This is a genomic window from Paenibacillus sp. FSL R5-0517 (assembly GCF_037974355.1).
Taxonomy (GTDB): Bacteria; Bacillota; Bacilli; order Paenibacillales; family Paenibacillaceae; genus Paenibacillus.
Window position 1 is genome coordinate 5,033,805 of record NZ_CP150235.1, and the last position, 19,409, is coordinate 5,053,213.

Annotated in this window: 19 protein-coding genes and 1 pseudogene; 10 read left to right on the plus strand and 10 right to left on the minus strand. The window is 45.2% G+C overall.

The annotated features are described in order from the left end of the window. Window positions 1-126: 126 nt before the first annotated feature. Window positions 127-435, plus strand: a pseudogene (locus MKX40_RS22495) (rhodanese-like domain-containing protein); the annotation flags it as partial. A 124-nt stretch (window positions 436-559) separates the two neighbouring features. Here the strand turns inward: MKX40_RS22495 and MKX40_RS22500 are convergent. The 3 genes from MKX40_RS22500 to MKX40_RS22510 form a co-directional block, all read right to left on the minus strand. After that, window positions 560-790 (minus strand): helix-turn-helix transcriptional regulator, encoded by a 231-nt coding sequence (locus MKX40_RS22500; RefSeq protein WP_339236349.1) that lies wholly within the window; start codon window positions 788-790, stop codon window positions 560-562. An 18-nt stretch (window positions 791-808) separates the two neighbouring features. Next, window positions 809-1,426, minus strand: a complete 618-nt coding sequence (locus MKX40_RS22505; protein WP_339236351.1) for a DUF2975 domain-containing protein — start codon at window positions 1,424-1,426, stop codon at window positions 809-811. A 522-nt stretch (window positions 1,427-1,948) separates the two neighbouring features. Beyond that, window positions 1,949-3,508 carry an acetamidase/formamidase family protein gene (locus tag MKX40_RS22510; RefSeq protein ID WP_339236354.1) on the minus strand — a complete coding sequence of 520 codons (1,560 nt, stop codon included), beginning with the start codon at window positions 3,506-3,508 and terminating at the stop codon, window positions 1,949-1,951. Between the two features lie 275 nt (window positions 3,509-3,783). On the opposite strand from MKX40_RS22510, the gene MKX40_RS22515 reads away from it, so the two are divergent. Beyond that, entirely contained in the window at window positions 3,784-3,975 is a 192-nt protein-coding gene (locus MKX40_RS22515) for a hypothetical protein (RefSeq protein WP_339236357.1), read from the plus strand. 90 nt (window positions 3,976-4,065) lie between these two features. Here the strand turns inward: MKX40_RS22515 and MKX40_RS22520 are convergent, their stop codons facing one another. After that, on the minus strand, window positions 4,066-4,974 hold the full coding sequence (locus MKX40_RS22520; RefSeq protein WP_339236359.1) for a CPBP family intramembrane glutamic endopeptidase: 909 nt from the start codon (window positions 4,972-4,974) through the stop codon (window positions 4,066-4,068). A gap of 134 nt (window positions 4,975-5,108) precedes the next feature. On the opposite strand from MKX40_RS22520, the gene MKX40_RS22525 reads away from it, so the two are divergent. Beyond that, window positions 5,109-5,687 (plus strand): TetR/AcrR family transcriptional regulator, encoded by a 579-nt coding sequence (locus MKX40_RS22525; protein WP_339236361.1) that lies wholly within the window; start codon window positions 5,109-5,111, stop codon window positions 5,685-5,687. Between the two features lie 189 nt (window positions 5,688-5,876). On the opposite strand, the gene MKX40_RS22530 is transcribed toward MKX40_RS22525, so the two are convergent. Continuing rightward, a complete protein-coding gene (locus MKX40_RS22530) occupies window positions 5,877-6,464 on the minus strand; it encodes a DUF1629 domain-containing protein (protein ID WP_339236364.1) in 588 nt (195 codons plus the stop codon). 50 nt (window positions 6,465-6,514) lie between these two features. Beyond that, the gene (locus tag MKX40_RS22535; protein ID WP_339236366.1) at window positions 6,515-7,342 is read right to left on the minus strand and encodes a helix-turn-helix transcriptional regulator; all 828 of its coding nucleotides are present in this window, start codon (window positions 7,340-7,342) and stop codon (window positions 6,515-6,517) included. 127 nt (window positions 7,343-7,469) lie between these two features. Between MKX40_RS22535 and MKX40_RS22540 the strand changes: the two genes are divergently transcribed. The 3 genes from MKX40_RS22540 to MKX40_RS22550 all read left to right on the plus strand — a co-directional run bounded on the left by MKX40_RS22540 (window position 7,470) and on the right by MKX40_RS22550 (window position 10,316). Then, window positions 7,470-8,243 carry an SDR family NAD(P)-dependent oxidoreductase gene (locus tag MKX40_RS22540; RefSeq protein ID WP_339236368.1) on the plus strand — a complete coding sequence of 258 codons (774 nt, stop codon included), beginning with the start codon at window positions 7,470-7,472 and terminating at the stop codon, window positions 8,241-8,243. A 256-nt stretch (window positions 8,244-8,499) separates the two neighbouring features. After that, window positions 8,500-9,471, plus strand: coding sequence for an aminoglycoside phosphotransferase family protein (locus tag MKX40_RS22545; protein WP_339236371.1), 972 nt, complete (start codon window positions 8,500-8,502; stop codon window positions 9,469-9,471). Window positions 9,472-9,521: 50 nt separating this feature from the next. Further along, window positions 9,522-10,316 (plus strand): ankyrin repeat domain-containing protein, encoded by a 795-nt coding sequence (locus MKX40_RS22550; protein WP_339236374.1) that lies wholly within the window; start codon window positions 9,522-9,524, stop codon window positions 10,314-10,316. Between the two features lie 74 nt (window positions 10,317-10,390). Here the strand turns inward: MKX40_RS22550 and MKX40_RS22555 are convergent, their stop codons facing one another. After that, entirely contained in the window at window positions 10,391-10,774 is a 384-nt protein-coding gene (locus tag MKX40_RS22555; RefSeq protein WP_339236375.1) for a helix-turn-helix domain-containing protein, read from the minus strand. A 38-nt stretch (window positions 10,775-10,812) separates the two neighbouring features. Here MKX40_RS22555 and MKX40_RS22560 point away from each other — a divergent pair, with 38 nt between their 5' ends. Continuing rightward, a complete protein-coding gene (locus MKX40_RS22560) occupies window positions 10,813-11,268 on the plus strand; it encodes a DoxX family protein (protein WP_339236377.1) in 456 nt (151 codons plus the stop codon). 231 nt (window positions 11,269-11,499) lie between these two features. On the opposite strand, the gene MKX40_RS22565 is transcribed toward MKX40_RS22560, so the two are convergent. Both MKX40_RS22565 and MKX40_RS22570 read right to left on the minus strand, forming a co-directional pair. Then, window positions 11,500-12,861 (minus strand): exosporium glycoprotein BclB-related protein, encoded by a 1,362-nt coding sequence (locus MKX40_RS22565; RefSeq protein ID WP_339236380.1) that lies wholly within the window; start codon window positions 12,859-12,861, stop codon window positions 11,500-11,502. Between the two features lie 40 nt (window positions 12,862-12,901). Next, complete coding sequence (locus MKX40_RS22570) at window positions 12,902-13,261, minus strand: hypothetical protein (protein ID WP_339236383.1); 360 nt, start codon at window positions 13,259-13,261, stop codon at window positions 12,902-12,904. Window positions 13,262-14,121: 860 nt separating this feature from the next. Between MKX40_RS22570 and MKX40_RS22575 the strand changes: the two genes are divergently transcribed. Continuing rightward, window positions 14,122-16,050, plus strand: coding sequence for a carbohydrate-binding protein (locus MKX40_RS22575; protein ID WP_339236385.1), 1,929 nt, complete (start codon window positions 14,122-14,124; stop codon window positions 16,048-16,050). A 34-nt stretch (window positions 16,051-16,084) separates the two neighbouring features. Further along, window positions 16,085-18,148, plus strand: coding sequence for a family 43 glycosylhydrolase (locus MKX40_RS22580; protein ID WP_339236387.1), 2,064 nt, complete (start codon window positions 16,085-16,087; stop codon window positions 18,146-18,148). A 101-nt stretch (window positions 18,149-18,249) separates the two neighbouring features. Here MKX40_RS22580 and MKX40_RS22585 read toward each other — a convergent pair whose 3' ends face one another. After that, on the minus strand, window positions 18,250-18,786 hold the full coding sequence (locus MKX40_RS22585; protein WP_339243158.1) for an NAD(P)H-dependent oxidoreductase: 537 nt from the start codon (window positions 18,784-18,786) through the stop codon (window positions 18,250-18,252). Between the two features lie 204 nt (window positions 18,787-18,990). Here MKX40_RS22585 and MKX40_RS22590 point away from each other — a divergent pair, with 204 nt between their 5' ends. Continuing rightward, window positions 18,991-19,353, plus strand: coding sequence for a helix-turn-helix domain-containing protein (locus tag MKX40_RS22590; RefSeq protein WP_091013671.1), 363 nt, complete (start codon window positions 18,991-18,993; stop codon window positions 19,351-19,353). Window positions 19,354-19,409: the final 56 nt, after the last annotated feature.

Sequence of the window (19,409 nt, forward strand, 5' to 3'; positions counted from 1 at the left end):
TATCGGTACTTTCCTTTATTTAGGTTATAGGGATATAGCACCTTAATTATCAGGACTATTTCCCTTATTTGCTATCGTTAGTCTACACAGGTATGCAACATTTAAAATAATCAGCAGATCAATGCTCGCCGCTATGCGGGTCTGGAGGAACCCATTGATGCCAAGGCCGGACATATTCCCGGGGCGTTGAACTATTTTTGGAAAGATGTGTTGGATTGGGATGGACGTTGGACAGATACTGGGGTGTTAGAAGAGCGTTTTAGCAAACTGGACAAGGATGGGGCGATTATCGTGTACTGCGGCTCTGGCGTATCGGCTTGCCCGAATGTGATTGCGCTGGAAGAAGCGGGATATACGAATGTGAAGCTGTATTCCGGGAGCTGGTCGGATTGGATCAGTTATGATGAGAATCCGGTGGCTACGGGGGAAGAATAACGTATAGTACAAGTGATAAAAAGCCCGCGCAAAGCGCGGGTTCTTTGTGTTAGGTTGGGTGGTTTACCTTCGGTACATTAGTGTTCTGAGATATTCCGAAACATTTAAAGGATGAGAGGCACTCTCAATCCATTTCACGGCTGTCGCTATCATTCGGAACAAATTCCATAATGTCTCCCGGCTGACAGTCTAAGATTTCGCAGATAGCTTCCAAGGTAGAGAAGCGGATCGCCTTCACTTTCCCCGTTTTCAGATTGGACAGATTGACATTAGAGATCCCAACCTTATCTGCCAGATCATTTAATTTCATTTTTTTGTCGGCCAGAACTCGGTCGAGACGTATAATAATCGGCACTGTCATCAATCTCCATTCTTATAAAGTCGAATCGTGCTCTTCCTGCAGAAGAACGCCATATTTGAAAATCTCGGAGACGAACAGCACTAGTATGCCGATGATAATTCCGATTACAGAGATCCCGCCCAGATTAATTGAGAAGATACGAGTAACGAACAGGCAGATCAGAATGTTGAGTACGAGCTTCGCCAGCAAAGAATACAGGATAACGACGATTCCCAGCTTTTTCAGACGGGTGGCATTCGCCTGATTAAACGGGCTGCTTCCGCTTAGTATGCTACCTATTATATTGCGAATCTGGCCAATTGAGTAGATGTAAGTAATGAAGATAAGCGTAGTGTTGGTCAAACTGACGACCAGATATGCAGTCTTGGCATCGAACATATCGGGATTGATCGTTTGAAAATAAGTGAAAGGCACCATAACGCTATTCGTCAGCGTATCCGATAAAGGTACTGAAAAGAACCAGTGCGCGATTCCTTTTTCTACAGAAAACAGTTCCTGAGGTTTTAATCCAATCCAGAGTTTGAAACAGATCAACGCAATGAGCAGCCCGATTCCTCCCCAGTATCCGATCATAAGCGCAATGTGCATTCTTTTGAGTCCAGGTTTGGCTTTAAATTCAATTCCGTTCATACGCAATCTCCTTTTCTTGTGAACTTACAATATATACTAAATGATAAGTTCATGAAAAACAATAATTATTTAATGATAAACATTAATTATTGATCAGAAAGCGGTTCAAAACTGTTTGATAATAATCAACTTGCTAGCACGACTTCGAATGGACAAGAAGGAAAAGCTAGAAGTCTCCCCGATGTAATGACCGACGGTTTTGGGAGCTGAGGGAATTATATCGGGGAGGCAGATTGGTTCTAAACCCAACCAGTTGTAAATCCATTTATATCGCCCCCTAACAACTCCTCTGGAAGTGATTTCTAGCATAATAAACAGCTGAAGTGACTGGATTAGTGATGAGGAGAATCCGGTGGCTATAGGTAATGCGGAAGAGCACAAAGACGTATAGCAGTATATCGATGTTGAATACATCGCCAGGTGGCTTATCTGCCCCGGCGATGTATTTTTCTATGTTTGGATTCATGATAACAGAAAAAACCGTGATGGACGTCCGTCCACCACGGTTGAATATGAAATCTATTATTGCTTTTTACTTAAAGATACATTTGCTGTTAACGTCTTGTCGATCGTCGTCCAGTTTACATAAGCACCTAGTATTTCATTAATAACAGCAACCGGAACGACAGTTTCGCCATTTAAAAGCTTTGGTACTTTACTATTGAACACCAGCTTATCGTTGATTGAATACACATCTGAACCAATTTGAGCAATTATATTTTTCGTACCTAAATTGATTTGCGTGGTACGCGTCTTATGATCCCATTCTACTGTGCCGCCCAATAGCTCAGAAATGGTTCGAATCGGTACATAGAACTCATCATTATGAACAACCGGTTTGATCGTCGTACCACCTACATTCATGGCAACGTCAACATATTCAAGGAAATCGGTCTTTCGAATGAGTCCATGAACGCCTTTTGTTCGGTCCACGACCTGAGATACTTCGTAATCCGTTGCGGCCGACAGGTACGCATAAGCTACACTTCTATCCATATCAAGCTTATCGGATAAGAATTGAATCGATTCACGTACTGATTCTTTCATCGCTTCATCCAAATCAGGGTCCAGTCCAATGGGAATCCAATAATCCTCTGTCTCAGCAAAGGGTTGCGTGAATTCTCCACTATGTGGGAGTGATGGATCACCTTTCTTCAACACCGTTAACCGAACTGTTCCCCTCAAGGAAGCTTCCAATGCAGTTAACGCTACTTCTCCATCCCCTTGAGCAAAATGCGGATCTCCAGTGTAAAATAGCCCGCCTTTAACTTGGATCGGATAATAAATAGTTGCACCAACACCCAACTCATTAATATCCATATTCCCTCCTGTTTCAATCGGTGGGATAGAACTCACAACTTCGCTGGTATTTGGCGCAACCCCCATAACACCTAGAAACGGGTTAATTGGGAAACGTACCTTCTTGCCAGCTTTTGTTGGTAACAAACCATACCAATTACCGTTGATTTCTTCAATAGGTGTAAATATAGATACATTATTATATAATTCCGGTTTTGTTGCGCTAGCTCCCTCTTGCGGGCCTGTATTTTCTGGAAATTCGTTAGGTAGGGCACCTTTACCATGGCGGTTAGAAATGACACCATATGGAACTCGAGTTTGCAAGGAAAGCACTTCTACTTTAAGAACATCTCCTGGCTCCGCTCCCTCAACCGCTACTGGCCCAGTGATAATATGAGGTCCGTCTTTTACAAAATCATGCTTAATGCCAGAAGCTGTAATTGCCTTTGCATCATCCAACACTCCATCGGATGAAATACCGAATTTGCCGAAGTACTCCACTGGATTTCTCCCTTGATCCTCCATCAGTCCCTCATGCGATACCGTGTCAAATGTTACAGCACTTCCTGATGGTACAGTAAGAATCGGAGAGCTGTCTCGATTAGGCAGTGATCCCCAGCGAATGTTCTCAATCGCAGACGTTACATAATAATCACCTTCAACCTTCTCAAGGGTTGTTGGTTGTAGCGGCATACTAAAGCCCACTGAAGGTAGAGCAAATGTAAACATACTTATAATCCCTACTGAAACCCCAAATTTCCTAATCGTTCGGTTAATAAACATCTCGCTCCCCCTCTACGATATGTAACGTTATGTGACATTATATAACACACATAAAAGATAACATATAAATGTATTTACAACAATATTTTCTTGTCAACAAAAATGACAAATAAAGCTAGAATTCAAGAAAAAAGTTTTAAAAACACAAATTTAAGTTAGAATATATAACATATAAAACATAAATGCATGTCCTAAAGTTGATGAACATTTTTCAGAGACCTGAATACACAAAATGAAGTAAGTTGGAGCAACTAGATCAGTTATGAGGAAATGCGGTGGTTGGCCGTATTTTGTTTTCTGTTGAATTCCTTCAAAATCCTGAGCGGCGACTGCTTCGCTTCTGGTTTTGTTCCGAAAATGTTCCTGAGGACTGGAGAGAGGGATGCCGTGACCGTTTTTTCGATCTTACGGTGACAATTGACGCCGAATCACTGATTATTCAACATACGGCGGGACCAAGCCGTTAAAACCAAAAGCCTCCGCTGGAGGAGGCTTCGGATACTGCTGATTACTAACAATCGTAGTTCACTTTATTTCAGAGGAACCTTTATTTCCCGCTAATGAAACAAGATCTGCAATAGAAAGTAAGGGGATGCATTTAGGAGTCCATGAATCAGGATAATCACCCATACTTTGCGATAGCGGGACCATAGATAACCAAGAAAGAGACCCGTAACCCCATGATTTGCAATCACTGTGGCCACATCCATATCCCACTGACCACTTCCTTGAATGGCGACATGCCAGATGGACCATAGTATTGAAACTAGTAATATGGCGGGCCATCTTCCAAGCAAAGTCTCCAACCTCGTTTGCAGCCAAACTCGATAAAAAACTTCCTCCAATACGCTATTGATCATAAAACCGATCAACACCAAGAAAAGTAATTCAGACATATTGGTTGCTTCGATTGCTCCTTCTGGTTGTGCAATCGGGGAATAAAACTTTAGATAACACCAGACCACAATAACGATCAGTGGTGCAATGACGTGTCCGCGAGAGCGAGGCTTTTTCGAGATTACGTCTTGTTGCCCGCCAGTTATTTTGCGATAAATCAGCAATAGAATCAACGGAATGAACAATAGTGTCGTCAACTTGAATGCCAAATAATATAGCTGAAAATGTAATCCTTGCGGGTCTATCGTTATCAGAGAAACCGTAAATAAAACGCCTGACAGCAATAATACAATCGATTGAACGACCAAGCGATTTTTCTCCATTTGTTGATAAGACGAGGGATCTTGACTTTGACTTTCATAAGGAATCATACGGATTAGGAAAATGCCAAAGAATGCCGGGAATATACTATGCCATATTGGAATCACTTCCTCACGGTCGGCTGTGTACCTTATATTCAAGTTTCCGGTCCATACCAACCACAATACAGCAGCAAATATAATTATCATGCACAATAGGCCGATTGCCTTTCCCCATCCTGGAAACATTACTTTGAATTGCTGATTCATTCCAATTATCCTCCTTGAGTGGTATGTTGCTTTGCCTCTTTTTTTAATTCAGTTGAGTTAAATAAACTCTAGCACATCCCATCTTCTTCGTCTATTTATTTCAGTTGAGTTAAATAATATGATATTCTGTGTGTATGCCAAAAATCGTGGACCATGAGAAAATGAAGAATATTATTGCTGAAGCAACTTGGAAAATCATTAGTGAGCAGGGCATTCATCATGCAACGTCAAGAACAATTGCGAAGGAAGCCGGATTATCACAAGGAGCCTTAAGACATTATTTTTCCAAACAAGAGAGCCTGCTAGCATTTGCAATGGAGTTAGTTAAAGAAAAGGTACTTGCTCGGCTAAAGAATCTGAATACAAAAGAACTGGCGCCTCAAGAAAGAATTGTTGAATACTTGCTTGAGCTAGTGCCGACTGATGAACAGACATTATTGGAAATGGAGGTTTGGTTTGCATTTGTAAGCTATGGAAAAACGCAAAAAGGGTTCGATGCCAACTATGAGGACCTGCAAAGCGCAATAAGGAACTGCATTACGTACTTGAAAAATGAAGGTCTTCTACGCACTACCGATGAAGAGAAGGAACAGGAAAAGCTGTATGCCTTTATGAATGGGATGGCTCTCAATTTGTATCTCGAGCCGGATAAAATCAATCGAACACGAAGCAAAGAAATGATACAAGACTACATCCATTGGATTATCCGTTGAAGAAAAGCATGACACATAGATCGGGGAGTTAAGTTAGCTTGCCAAAGCCCAGCAGAATCCAATCTGCAGCAGGAGCGGCTGAATAAGTTATGAGGAGAATTCGGGGGCTACCGGGGAAAAAATAAAGATTAAGAACCCGCGTCTAACGCGGGCTTCTTTGTGCTTTCTATGCATTGATGTCCATGCATTTCAGGAGGTTACCTCTCCGACTTCTGTAACGTTTAGATTCAGCTTATGTTTTCGGCATACTTCGTAAAAACCTTTTGAAACAATGGGTTTGAAGATATGGATATAATCCAGCATAAAAAATTCATGCTCACCAATTCGCTCTTCATGAAGGCAGATTCGAGATACAACTTTGACGATCTTACGTGGAGGCTGTTCTACAGATGCAGCAATGACTGCTTTGCGCCCATATTCGGAACGTTCATAATCGAAAACATCCAAACGATCCAGCTGATGTGCAGTCCAATAGGTTTCTTCCACCATACGACCGTTGTGATAACATACCGTTGTCGGAATAAACTGTGCGTTTGTATTGGCTTCCTCCAACAGCTTTTTAAAACGATCTGATACATGTCTCGTTCCTGTGATCGTCTCAAAATAATCTACATTCATCTTGCGCACTGAAGACAATAACTCAACCTCTGCGGTTGTCCCCTCTGGCAACGGATTCTCTACCGCCACATAATTCATCTCTAATTGAGGAGTGAAAATCGTTCCACCACTAATAAACCCTCTACGTGGATATTGAGATTCCAGAAAATAATAGTTCAAAGAGTGATGTATCCTTTCCAAATGAAGTGCTTTTAAATCTTTACGGTTGTCTACTCGTGCGTGAAGTAATGCTCTAAACGAGATTTTGTTTCTGGATGAGGCATATAAATCATGATTCGCTGATCTGGTTCATTGGGAAATTGTAGGGTAACATGCTCAAACTCAACAACTCCAAAAGTGGGGTGCACAAGCTTCTTGTAACCGTCAAGGGAGCTTGGCACCTCGTGATACTGCCACATCCTCGTAAAATCAGCACTTGTCCTCTTCAAATCTTCGATTAACTTGTCGAATGAATCATCGTTAAGATAGCGTGCTCTTGACGTTCTAAACTCGGCAATCATTCTCTGCGAGACACTCTCCCAATCCTCCGATCCCTCTTTCCACACAGGATCCGTAAATTGGCGCCATATCAAATTATAATCATGCGGAGGTGATATCCTATTAATCGTAAATACAGCATCTGCTGCTTTATTCCAAGCAAGAAAATCCCACTTTTTCCCGATGACATAGGCCGGATTCGGATTCAATTCATTCAGCATGTCCTGAATGGATGAGCTGATTTTCTCTTCAATAATAGTCGATTGAGGAGGCAGTGATTCTCCAGCAAGCAGAAAGAGATGTCTTCGCTCATTGGGTGTCAGCTTGAGTGCCGAAGCCAAGCTTTCCAGTACACTTACCGACGGACGGATATCACGCCCTTGCTCAAGGCGTGTATACCATGATAGTCCTATGTTCGCGATCCCGGCGACTTCCTCTCGCCGCAAACCTCGTATTCGACGACGATTCCCAGGCAAAAGGCCGACATCAAGGGGAGATAGAGAGGAGCGTAAATCTCTTAAGAAATTACCTAGCGCTAACCGGCGCTCACTGTCGTTCAAGTAAAAGCTCCCCCCTTATCCTATCACTCGTAAACCCACCATCAAGCAGGTTCTCGTGACCATTTAATAGTCAAAGTATACTTAAGCCAGTTGATGAGATCAACAATACCAGGCAAGGAGAATGAATATGACAACCATTACAGGACAAATGTTGGCGAGCAAGATCGTGATGATTACAGGTGCGGGGCGAGGCATTGGAGCTGAGGCAGCAAGGCTGTTTGCACAACAAGGAGCTTCTGTGATGCTCGTCGCAAGAACAGAGACTGAGTTGCGCAAAGTCAGGGATGAGATTGTGACGTCGGGCGGAGATGCAGCATATTTTACAGCCGATCTGTCAGATGTAAGCAACGTTGAAGAAGCTGTTAAGGCTACAGTGGAACGATATGGCCGTCTGGATGCTGCTTTTAATAATGCAGGCATCGGAGTCACGGTATCATCGCTGGTGGATGAAAGAGAAGAAGATTTCGACCTGATTCAGTCCGTAAATTATAAAGGAGTCTGGCTATGCATGAAAGCCCAGATTAAAGCTATGATGGAGACTTCAGGGTCAGGTTCTATCGTTAACACCAGCAGCGTGGGTAGTCTAAAGGGGAATCCGGGATTGGGAGCTTACGGGGCATCTAAACGAGCGGTAAACAGTCTAACTCAAACGGCTGCGGTCGAATATGGGCCAGCAGGTATCCGTGTTAATGCCATTGCTCCGGGAACCACAATGACGGATATGATTCAGCAATGGGTTTCTATTAACCCTGACATTGTTGAACAAATTAGTGCTAAGACACCTCTCAGGCGTCCGGCTGAACCTGCTGAGATCGCGAACGCAGCCGCTTGGTTGCTTAGTGATTATTCCTCTTTTGTTACCGGGGTCGTTTTGCCTGTAGATGGTGGACTTAGTGTATAGAATCGGTGGTTACATTCGAAGTGTCTAAGTTGATGTCAATACAGTGTTAACTTGCATGCAAAATGCAAAATAGGGGCCGGGTTACTCATGAATATGAGTGCCCTGCCCCTTGCTTTGATATACATATGAAATATGAATATACAGACCTTAAGCAACACTTTAACAGATCGAAAAGAAACAGTCTATATTTTTGGAAAAATGTTCTATATATTTAGATTGCTGGCCGGCAACTACAGATGAAACGGAGTATAAATCAATGATGTCCAACAACCATCTTACTCATGAAGAATTACAGGATTATGTGTACAATGTATTTGGTAACGGTTACCACTTGACGCAGTGTGCAAGAGTTCATGGAGGCGCACAAAAAGTCATTTACAAAATGGACTTCAAGAATGGGTTCACTTGCCTGTTGTACGTTTGGGATATTTCCAGCAACTATTTTCAGGAAGAGATCTTGAATGAACCCAAGTTCCATAGTGCCTATGGCAGCGAACTTTTTTCTTTGAACACTCGCTTTCTCGCTCAACATGGAATTCGAACGCCAGCCTTGTATGATCTGAATAACGATAGAGGCCGGTACGGTTATGATTTTGCTCTTGTTGAGTATGTGGATGGACAGAAGGCCGAAGCCTATTTCCAGCATAACAATCCCAAAGATCGGGATGCGTTGTTTCAACGGATCAGGGATATGTTGACTCATATGCATAACATTCAAAGAAACGTTTATGGAAACGCCAACGATAACCAAAAAAAGGCTGAGCCTTGCTACAAAGTCAAGCGGTTCGATGCGGAAACAGCCTTATCCTATGCATCCAGGCACATGACCGATATTAGAGAAAATGAAGAAAGGCTGCTTGAGAAACTATCCGAATTGGAAGCAGCAATTCAGCCCAGAGACCTCTATAGTTTCATTCATGGAGAGCTAGGTCCGGATCATATATGGATAGATTCTGCGATGCAACCATGTCTTATTGATATTGAGGGCGCAGGATTCTTCGATCTCGAACATGAGCATAGTTTTCTGGAGTTTCGATTTGGAGACTTTTATCAGCACTTAAAAAATAATGATCTCGACCCGGAGCGGATGACATTTTACCGATTTTGCCATCATTTGTCCCTGATATCAGGAGGACTGAAACTGCTTCATAGACAGTTCCCCGATCAGCAATTCGCTAGAGGTCTCGCGGAGTATCATGCCAGATGCGCAGTTCAGATGCTTATGTGATAAGAACCATACACAGGAATATGGATATAACTCTGGAAGGAGATTTGAGGATGGAATTTATTTACGAAGATGAACGACTTGCCGTGAGCGTTATTCAGGCCATTCATACTGGAGATATCCCATCGTTACAGCAACTGCTGGCAGAGAATCCGGGATTGGAAAATATAAGAATCTTGGAAAGAAAGCCTAACAACATAGACTCGGATTCTAGTATCTCTCGAACGCTGCTGCACGTGGTTACGGATTGGCCGGGGCACTTCCCTCATGGAGCGGATACGGTGCGATTATTAACCAAGTTTGGAGCGAACTTGAATGCTCCTTTTGTCGGTCCACATATCGAGACACCTTTGCATTGGGCTGCAAGCTCCAATGACGTTCAAGTGCTCGATGCCCTTCTGGATGCTGGCGCAGACATTGAAGCGCCTGGCGCGGTGATCGCCGGTGGTACACCGCTGGACGATGCTATTGCATTCGCGCAATGGGATGCAGCACTACGCTTGGTTGAGCGCGGGGCGACCTTTGCCCTTTGGCATGCGGCAGCCCTTGGAAATATTCACGCCATACAAGATCATTTCAAAGGCGTCCAACTCTCGGAACGTTATCCTTGGGGAGCAAGCACCTCCTCTTCCCCACCCGATGTAGTAACCGTTGCCTTCTGGTGTGCTTGCCATGGAGGTCGTAGAGAAACAGCCGAATACTTGCTTAACCGAGGCGCCGAACTGAACTGGATAGCCACCTGGGATGGAATGACTCCACTGGACACAGCCAAACGACATAGATGGGTTGAACTGATCCCTTGGCTTGAGAATCAAGGTGCCAAATCTGCTGGCGAGATTCACAGATAGATGATTGACTGGAAAGAAAAAGCCCGCAATCTTTGCGGGCTTTTTGGCGTGTGATTTGTATGGAACCGAGACGTTTACTGCAAGGAATCGACTTTTTGAAGATCGGATTCGTTTGCCCCTGCCTCGGCTCCTTTACCGTAGAGCTTATCCATATGCTGCATATGCCCTACTCCCCAGTCGCTCATTGTCTGAAGCACAGGTTTCATGAGCTGTCCATACTCCGTAATCGAGTATTCAACCTTTGGAGGAACCTGCGCATACACTTCGCGATGCACAATATCATGATACTCCAGTTCTTTCAACTGCTGGGCTAACATCTTTTTCGAAATATCGGGAATGGCTTTTTGTAATTCGCTGAACCGCATTGTGCTATTGCTTAGCAGGCGTAGAAGAATTAAAGATTTCCATTTGCCCGTAAGAATATCCAGCGCCGTTCCAAATTTGCAATACACCGTCATCTGAATTCCTCACTTTCTAGTCATACGAGGGTATACTTTTGGTTACCTGGTTAGGTTTAAGTGCCTACTTCCTGATTGGACTTTCTCACTTTAGTATAGAGGCAGACATCAAAATTGAACAAGTGAGGGGTAAAGAAACGATGGATATAACGTTATGGATCGTACAAATCATATTAGCGGCAGGTTTCGTATATTCGGGATGGATGAAAACTATTCGTATCGAGTCATCAAGAAAGATGTGGGCCTGGGTCGATGATGTGCCAAAAAGTCTGGTTGTGCTGATCGGAATCGCGGAGCTGCTCGGAGCGCTGGGCCTCGTTTTGCCGTGGGCGCTGAACATAGCTCCGCTGCTTACGCCGATCGCCGCAATGGCTCTGGCAGCGGTCGCATTTCTTGGGATGTTGTTTCATATTCGGCGCAGTGAGTATCGGGAGCTTGGCGTGAATATCCTTTTTATGGTTCTGGCATTAATCGTAACCTTTGGAAGACTATGAACACGGCGCTCATCAGACTTATCTGTTCTCCCACCCAACCCAATTTTATATACGTATCCTTGGGGTAGGTTAAGAGTGAAGGACTGTTTTCAACCTGTCCTAAAAAGCGGTCATAATAATCTATGATAGCATTTTATAGCTATCCTGTTACCGATGTGCTCACATATAAACAGGGACCTCTCGCCATACTGGCAAGGGCCCCTGTCTAACAACTTGATATATAATTTTCCGTTAAGTGATGGTCAGACCGCCGCTTGCATATCCGGCCACGGTTGTAGCTACATCAAGACCGGCTGTTACTGATGCCGAGAAGACCATAAGCAGGCGGTCACCTGCGGCCACCGGAATGCTCAGTCCTGTAGTCAATCCGCTGGATATTGTGCCCAGTGCCAGAATTCCGGTGAGTGGGGGAGCCAAAGTGACCAATGCACCAGGTACAGCTGTAAAGGAGTTATTCGGTGTAGTGGAGCGGAATAATTGTGCAGTTATGGTTACTGTAGATCCAACCAAGCTCAGTCCGGCTGTCGTGCTGAAATATGCAGCCAGTGAAGTAATCGTTCCGGTACGCGATGCGGAGAAAGCGAAGTTAAGCAAAGTGCCAGCAGCGCCTGTGAGATCAATAACTCCGCCACTAACACTGATGCCTGTAGTACTGTTGCCAAAACCTACTAAACTGGAGGTATTCAGAAGGCCGCCCAATACCGTAGTCAACGCAACCGGAAGTCCTGATGCATAAGGAATAATTGCTCCAGAACCTGTCGCACCAGTAGCTCCAGTTGTACCTGCTGTGCCCGTTGCACCAGTAGCTCCGGTTGTACCTGCTGTACCTGTCACTCCAGTAGCTCCGGTTACGCCTGCTGTACCTGTTGCTCCTGTTGCTCCTGTTGCTCCAGTCGTACCTGCGGTGCCTGTCGCTCCAGTAGCCCCGGTTGTACCGGCGGTGCCTGTCGCTCCGGTTGCTCCAGTCGTACCTGCGGTGCCTGTTGCTCCGGTAGCTCCGGTTACGCCTGCTGTACCTGTTGCTCCTGTGGCTCCGGTTACACCTACGGTGCCTGTCGCTCCTGTTGCTCCGGTTACACCTACGGTGCCTGTCGCTCCTGTTGCTCCGGTTGTACCGGCGGTGCCCGTTGCTCCTGTTGCTCCAGTTGTACCTGCTGTACCTGTCGCTCCAGTAGCTCCGGTTGTACCGGCGGTGCCCGTTGCTCCTGTTGCTCCGGTTGCCCCAGTAATGCTCGGGATTTCGCCTAGCAATTCAGAAGAAACCAAACGGTGGGCTGTTACCAAAGAGCCTGTGCTGCTCTTACCCCATACGGATACTTGAACAGGATCATTAATCGTCGCTGTTGTTGTAAAAGTAAACTCGAAGGCATCCAGATTGGCAAAGTAGTTGTTAGTTATTACCTGATTGGGTGCAAGGTCAAAAGTCTCACTGATATACAGAACTCTCATTCCACCACTCATGTAATACCCTTGTATTTGTATGGTTGAGGTAGCCACATTACTGCGGTTATCGATCTTGACTGTAACTGTCTGAGTCGGTCTTACACCACTAACCGCATTATTTTCTATCGGCCCTGTTGATAAAAAGCTCATCGCTACATCTCCTCTTCATGGGATTGGGATATCTTTTTTCCTAAGTGTTTTGAACTATTTCCTCGTACTCCACCACCCGGTGTGCATCAACCAATTGTCCGGAAGCTTGTTTGCCCCACACGGAAATCCCCACTTCCTCCGCACCTGCCACATCCGTTCCAAAAACAAACTCAAACGCATCTAAATCTGCAAAATAATCTCTCGTCACTGCTTCGTTAGGGGCTACACTAATCACTTCACTTACATACAGTGTTCTGGTTGTGCTTAGCACATAACCCTGAATGGATACTGTTACAGAATCCACATCAGTCTGACTTACCAATTGAATCGTTACCCGTTGTGTCGGTCTAAGTCCAGAAACCGGGTTGTTTTCTATCGGACCTGTTGATAAAATAGACATTTTTCCCCATCCCACCTTTTTATGAACCTCATACTCTAGCAGGTTTTGGCATAAGCTCACTTGATAGTAATATTCAAGAACAAAACCAACGGTGTGGACAAAACACAGGGGGCAAGTTCACCATTGTCAATAAACAACAACCCTGTACAACCCGTGATTCTATGCAATGAATGAACAGGCACAACAGCAAACGATTGATACTCGTAAAAGTCGAGCAACAAGTGGGCGAGTCTTTGGTCTGATAACCCCACTCGATTCCAGCAAAAAAACGACCGACTCCCCATTCATTGACAGGGAAACGGCCGCTGCTTAAGACGTGTCTATATATCTGTGTTTATTTCATGAGATTATAAACTCATTTAAAGCTGATCCATCCGTTTTAATTCTAGCGAGAGAGTAATGTTCTTCTTCATCCTCTACTTCAACATAGAAAAAGATTGTAATATCTTAAAATTGTGATATGATATCGTCAAGTTAATAAACATTTAAAAGAAAATATGAAAAATAATTACATTTAGATGTGGTCAAATCTCTTTTTTCGCCAAATTCCAGTTCTAACCCATTTTATTGAAAGCGATTACAAAAAGAAACCTGACAGATTATAGCACTTCTAATCCCACACAAAGATGCAGGCTTACTTTGGGTTATAGCCATTCCCTTATCCCCGTGACCACGCACACGGTGTACAGGTCGCTTGGCTTAAACCATATATAACAGCATGACATAACCTAACAACTGACCTAACAACTATTAAAAAAGGGGGTGACATGAGGGACATCTCTTCATTTTTTCAGCATTTCATCATCTCTGCTATTCTAACTTTCGATCACCACTAATCCAATCTCATGGAGGCGAAATGTATGATCCGTAAACCGCTAGTTTTATTGTTGGCGTGTCTGCTAATCTTTGTCACCCTACCCGTTGAATCAAGCCATGCAGCCAATGCAGCTGTAGCCAAACTTCCTGGAAATTCCAATCCTCTCATCGATCACAAACTTGGAGCTGACCCTTATGTGCTCGTCCATAACAATCGCGTCTATGTCTACATGACAGGTGATGCATATCTGTACAACAGTGACGGCTCTGTCAGAGAGAACCAGTACAGCACCATCGGGAAAATTAACGTCATCTCTTCAGCTGACATGGTGAACTGGACAGACCATGGTTCCATCCCTGTAGCGGGTGCGAATAATGCCAATAATGGACAAGGTATTGCCAAATGGGCTACCCAATCCTGGGCTCCTGCCATGGCGAAGAAAACTATTGCTGGCAAAGAGAAATTTTTCCTGTATTTTGCCAACTCGGGCGGAGGTATTGGGGTACTCACAGCGGATTCCCCCATCGGTCCTTGGTCCGACCCAATCGGACGTGCCCTCTTGACGCACGGAACACCAGGTATGTCAGGTGTAACCTGGCTCTTTGATCCGGCTGTACTTGTCGATGATGATGGCTCTGCTTACCTGTATGCTGGAGGGGGTATTCCGAACGATACCAATGCTGCTTCCATTGCCAATCCCAAAACAGCTCGGGTCATTCGTCTCGGTGCCGACATGATCAGCGTGGTGGGCAGTGCCGTTACGATTGATTCTCCTTATATGTTCGAAGATTCCGGTATTCATAAGTATAACGGCAAATATTACTACTCCTACTGCATCAACTTCGCGGGAACACATCCCGCTGCATATCCAAAAGGTGAGATCGGATACATGGTCAGCGACAGCCCAATGGGCCCTTTTACGTATAAAGGCCACTTTCTGAAAAATCCCGGTACGTTCTTCGGTGTAGGCGGCAATAACCACCATGCCGTATTCCAGTTCAACAACGAATGGTATGTGGCATACCATGCACAAACAGTAAGTAAGGCATTCCTCGGGGATGGCAAAGGGTACCGTTCCACCCACATTAACAAGCTGACCCACAACGCGGATGGCACCATCCAGGAAGTGCAGGGTAACATGACTGGTGTATCCCAAACGACCAACCTCAACCCGTATGTCCGGGTGGAAGCGGAAACCATTGGCTGGCAAGCAGGCATTAACACTGAGCCGAGTCAAGCGAGCGGTGGACCTGTAGCCAATCAGAATGTCACTAATATTCATAATGGAGATTGGATCGCGGTCGGCAATGTGGATTTTGGATCAGCTGGAGCCTCCAAATTCAAGGCTAATGTCGCTTCTACCGGAAATGGCAACATCGAGGTACGACTGGACAGTCCGACAGGTCCTCTGGTTGGAACACTTAATGTAAGCTCAACCGGCGGTGCGCAAACGTGGCGCGAGATGGAGACCAATGTAACCAACGCTACGGGCGTACATCGTTTGTATCTGGTGTTTACAGGCTCAGGTAATGGAAACCTGTTCAAACTGGATTACTGGCAGTTTACATCCGGTTCGGGTGGCAACCCCAACCCCAATCCTAACCCGTCCGTTACTCGCATCGAAACGGAAAACATGACACTTGGCGGTCAATATGCCGGTGTGATCAGCTCCCCTTTTAATGGAGTAGCACTCTACGCCAACAATGATTATGCAGCATACAATCAATATTATGCTTTCCCAACCCATCATTTCTCTGTCCGCGGTGCTTCCAACAACAATGAGACGGCACGTGTGGATCTTGTCATCGGGGGTGTAACGGCGGGTTCATTCTACTTTACCGGTACACAACCGACCGTACAGACCCTGTCGAACATCACACATGCTACAGGCAATCAGGAAGTTAAGCTGGTCGTAACAACGGATAATGGCACGTGGGATGCTTATATTGATTATCTTGAACACTCACAATAACACAAAGGTCAAGATAGACTTGGGAGGACAAGTTATGTGGAAAAAAATCTGTACGCTTCTGCTCTCTCTTCCGTTACTTGTGGCATCGCTGTCAACGACAAGTCCTACCGCTTCCGCATCAACGTTCAGCAATCCGGTCATTTATGCGGATGTTCCTGACAGTGATGTCATCCGGGTGGGCAATGCCTTCTATATGACCAGCACAACGATGCATATGAATCCGGGTGTACCTGTGATGAAGTCTTATGATCTGGTCAACTGGAGCATCGTAAACTATGTGTATGATACGCTTGGAAACGGGGATATACAAAATCTGAACAACGGACAAAACGAGTATGGGCGCGGTTCCTGGGCAAGCAGCTTGCGGTACAACAATGGGATATATTATGTGGCTTTTGGCTCACTTTCCACGGGCAAGACATATATTTATCAGACCAGCAATATCGAAACAGGCCCATGGACACCTTACACACTGAACAGTTATTACCATGACCCCTCCCTCTTGTTTGACGGGAATCGAACCTTTCTTGTTCATGGCAGTGATAACATCAGTATCATTGAGCTGACACCTGATGCGAAGGCCGTCAAGGCCGGAGGGCTGAATCAGGTTCTGATTCCAAACGCGAGCAGTATAGCTGGTTCTAACATGATTGTAAAGGCAGAAGGAGCACATATTCAGAAGATCAACGGCATGTACTATGTATTCCTGATTGCCTGGCCTTCGGGTGATGGTCGCATTCAGCTTGCCTATCGTGCAAACACATTGACAGGGCCATACACAGGTAAAGTTGTACTACGAGACTCGGGCATTGCCCAAGGAGGCATCGTGGATACCGCATCCGGTGCATGGTACGGCTTGCTGTTCAGAGATAGCGGGGCTGTTGGACGCATTCCCTATCTGGTGCCGGTGACATGGTCGGATAACTGGCCTGTGTTTGGGGTGAACGGTAAGGTTCCTCTTAACATGAATATGCCCGTTGAAGGTCAGCCTGCTGCCAAAATCTACGGGTCGGATGAGTTCAACGCAACCACATCAGGTACACCCTCAGTAACGCAACTGTTAGTGAACGGCGGCTTTGAGGACAGCACCATTCAGCCGTGGACCAGCAACAATACAGCAACCATCAGCTTAACGAATGCCGAAGCGTTTAGCGGTACCAAAAGCCTGCTCGTCAGCGGCAGACAGCAGACAGCAGGCGGTGCCAAACAGATGGTTACAGGTAAGCTGTTACCAGGGGAAACGTACTCTTTTTCGGCTAAGATCAAATACACCGCTGGTCCCGCAACCAAAACGTTCAATCTTAGCATCCAGAACGGTGCAAGTTATACCGGAATTAGCATTATGGGCAGTGCAACGCTAACCCGCGGACAATGGGGCACCCTTCAGGGTACGTATACTGTTCCATCGAACGCAGACCTGTCCCAAAGCTTTATTTTTGTGGAAACACCGTATAACTCGAATCCGGACCCGACCAATGATCTGATGGTATTTTATGTAGATGACGTCTCACTGACAAGCAATTCATCTACCGGCACATCCAGTCTGGCTCCATACTGGCAATGGAATCATAACCCCGATGCTGCCAATTGGTCCCTGCTCCAGCGACCCGGTTTCATGCGGCTAACCGCAGGCAAAATCAGCAAAAACCTGTTGGAAGCCCGCAACACACTGACACAACGAACCTTTGGTCCAAAAAGCACGGGCATTACCGCTTTGGATACAGCAGGCATGAAGGATGGTGATTATGCTGGACTTGCTGCTTTTCAGGCCAGATACGGCTTTGTCGGCGTAAAGATGACGGGCAGCACCAAATCCATCGTTATGGCCAATGCCAGTTCCGGCACCATGACCGAAGTAGCAACGGTGCCATTGAACCAGAACAGAATCTATCTCCGCGTCATCTGTGATTTTACGAACCAGACAGACAAAGCCTACTTTGCTTATAGTCTGGATGGAAACAACTGGATATCCCTTGGCAATACACTTCAAATGTCTTACACACTGCCACACTTTATGGGATATCGGTTTGCACTATTCAATTATGCAACGAAGTCTACCGGAGGATATGCAGATTTCGATTATTTCCGCGTAGAATAAATGTGATTTTATTCAGTTATCGATCAGGACCTGGAACTCCATCATGTGTGGAGCCAGGTTCTTTTCAATACATTTCTTATGAGAATATTCACCTTTTAAATTCAAAAAGTCCGGTGCTGTTTTATATAACGCATGTATCCTTCAGCACTTCGGTTAATCTCTTCATCGGAAGCCTGGAATGAGGCTCCATAGACTGCATATTGTGGCACCGCCTGAGCCCCTACATGATTCATGCTTGCTATGAAAGGTGCAACAAGTTCCTCAACGCTGTAACCGATAGAACCATCTTTCGCATAATTCTCCTGTTTATCCCCTATGGAGATTGCCAGTCCCATTCGCTTTCCCTTCAATCGATTCCCTTTCGATCCGTACGCCCATCCATGGGTGAACACATCATCAAACCATTTTTTCAACAGCGGTGGGTAACTGTACCAATATAACGGGAACTGCAACATAATAAGATCATGCGTCTCCAGCAACTCTTGTTCTCGGGCTACATCAATCTTCCAATCGGGGTAGGTCGTATATAATTCGTGAAGAGCAATATCATCTGTATACTGCAGCAACTCCTCCTTCCAGCGACGATTGACTCTCGAACTTTTCATATCGGGATGTGCCAGAATAACAAGTGTTTTCATCATAAGTTCCTCTCTTCCCTTCCAGGGTGTTGGTTTCTATACTTGAATATGGACCATTATCGGCCACATCCAGTCAAAAGAAAATACACACAATGAAGTAAGGTACTTACCTCAAAGTGTGTATGGACTTCCGTGTCAGAACCGTGAGAAAATAAATAGTTACACCCTATAAAACACGTAAAACTTAAACTGAGGTGAATCAGGATGAAACAATACAATCTGGGCATTGAAGCAACGCTCGAAATTATAGGCGGCAAGTGGAAAGCCTTGATCATCTGTTTGTTGATGTCCGGGGTAAAGAGAACGGGCGAATTAGAGCGAAGCATCCCCGGCATTTCGCAAAAAGTGTTAATTCAACAATTGCGCGAGCTGGAACGGGACGGCCTTGTCACCAGACATGTCTACCAGCAGATGCCTCCCAAAGTGGAATATGGACTTACAGAGTATGGCGTTACCGCCAATACCATCGTGGATGTCATGTGTACTTGGGGAAGGGACAATATTGCTCTCAGACAGCAGCGGGGCGAAGACGTTGTATTATTGGAAAACAACCAGCCCGAGTCTTGATTTCACAGTTGCACATTCCCCATACATTATGTAGGACATATGTCTCCTTTTCCACG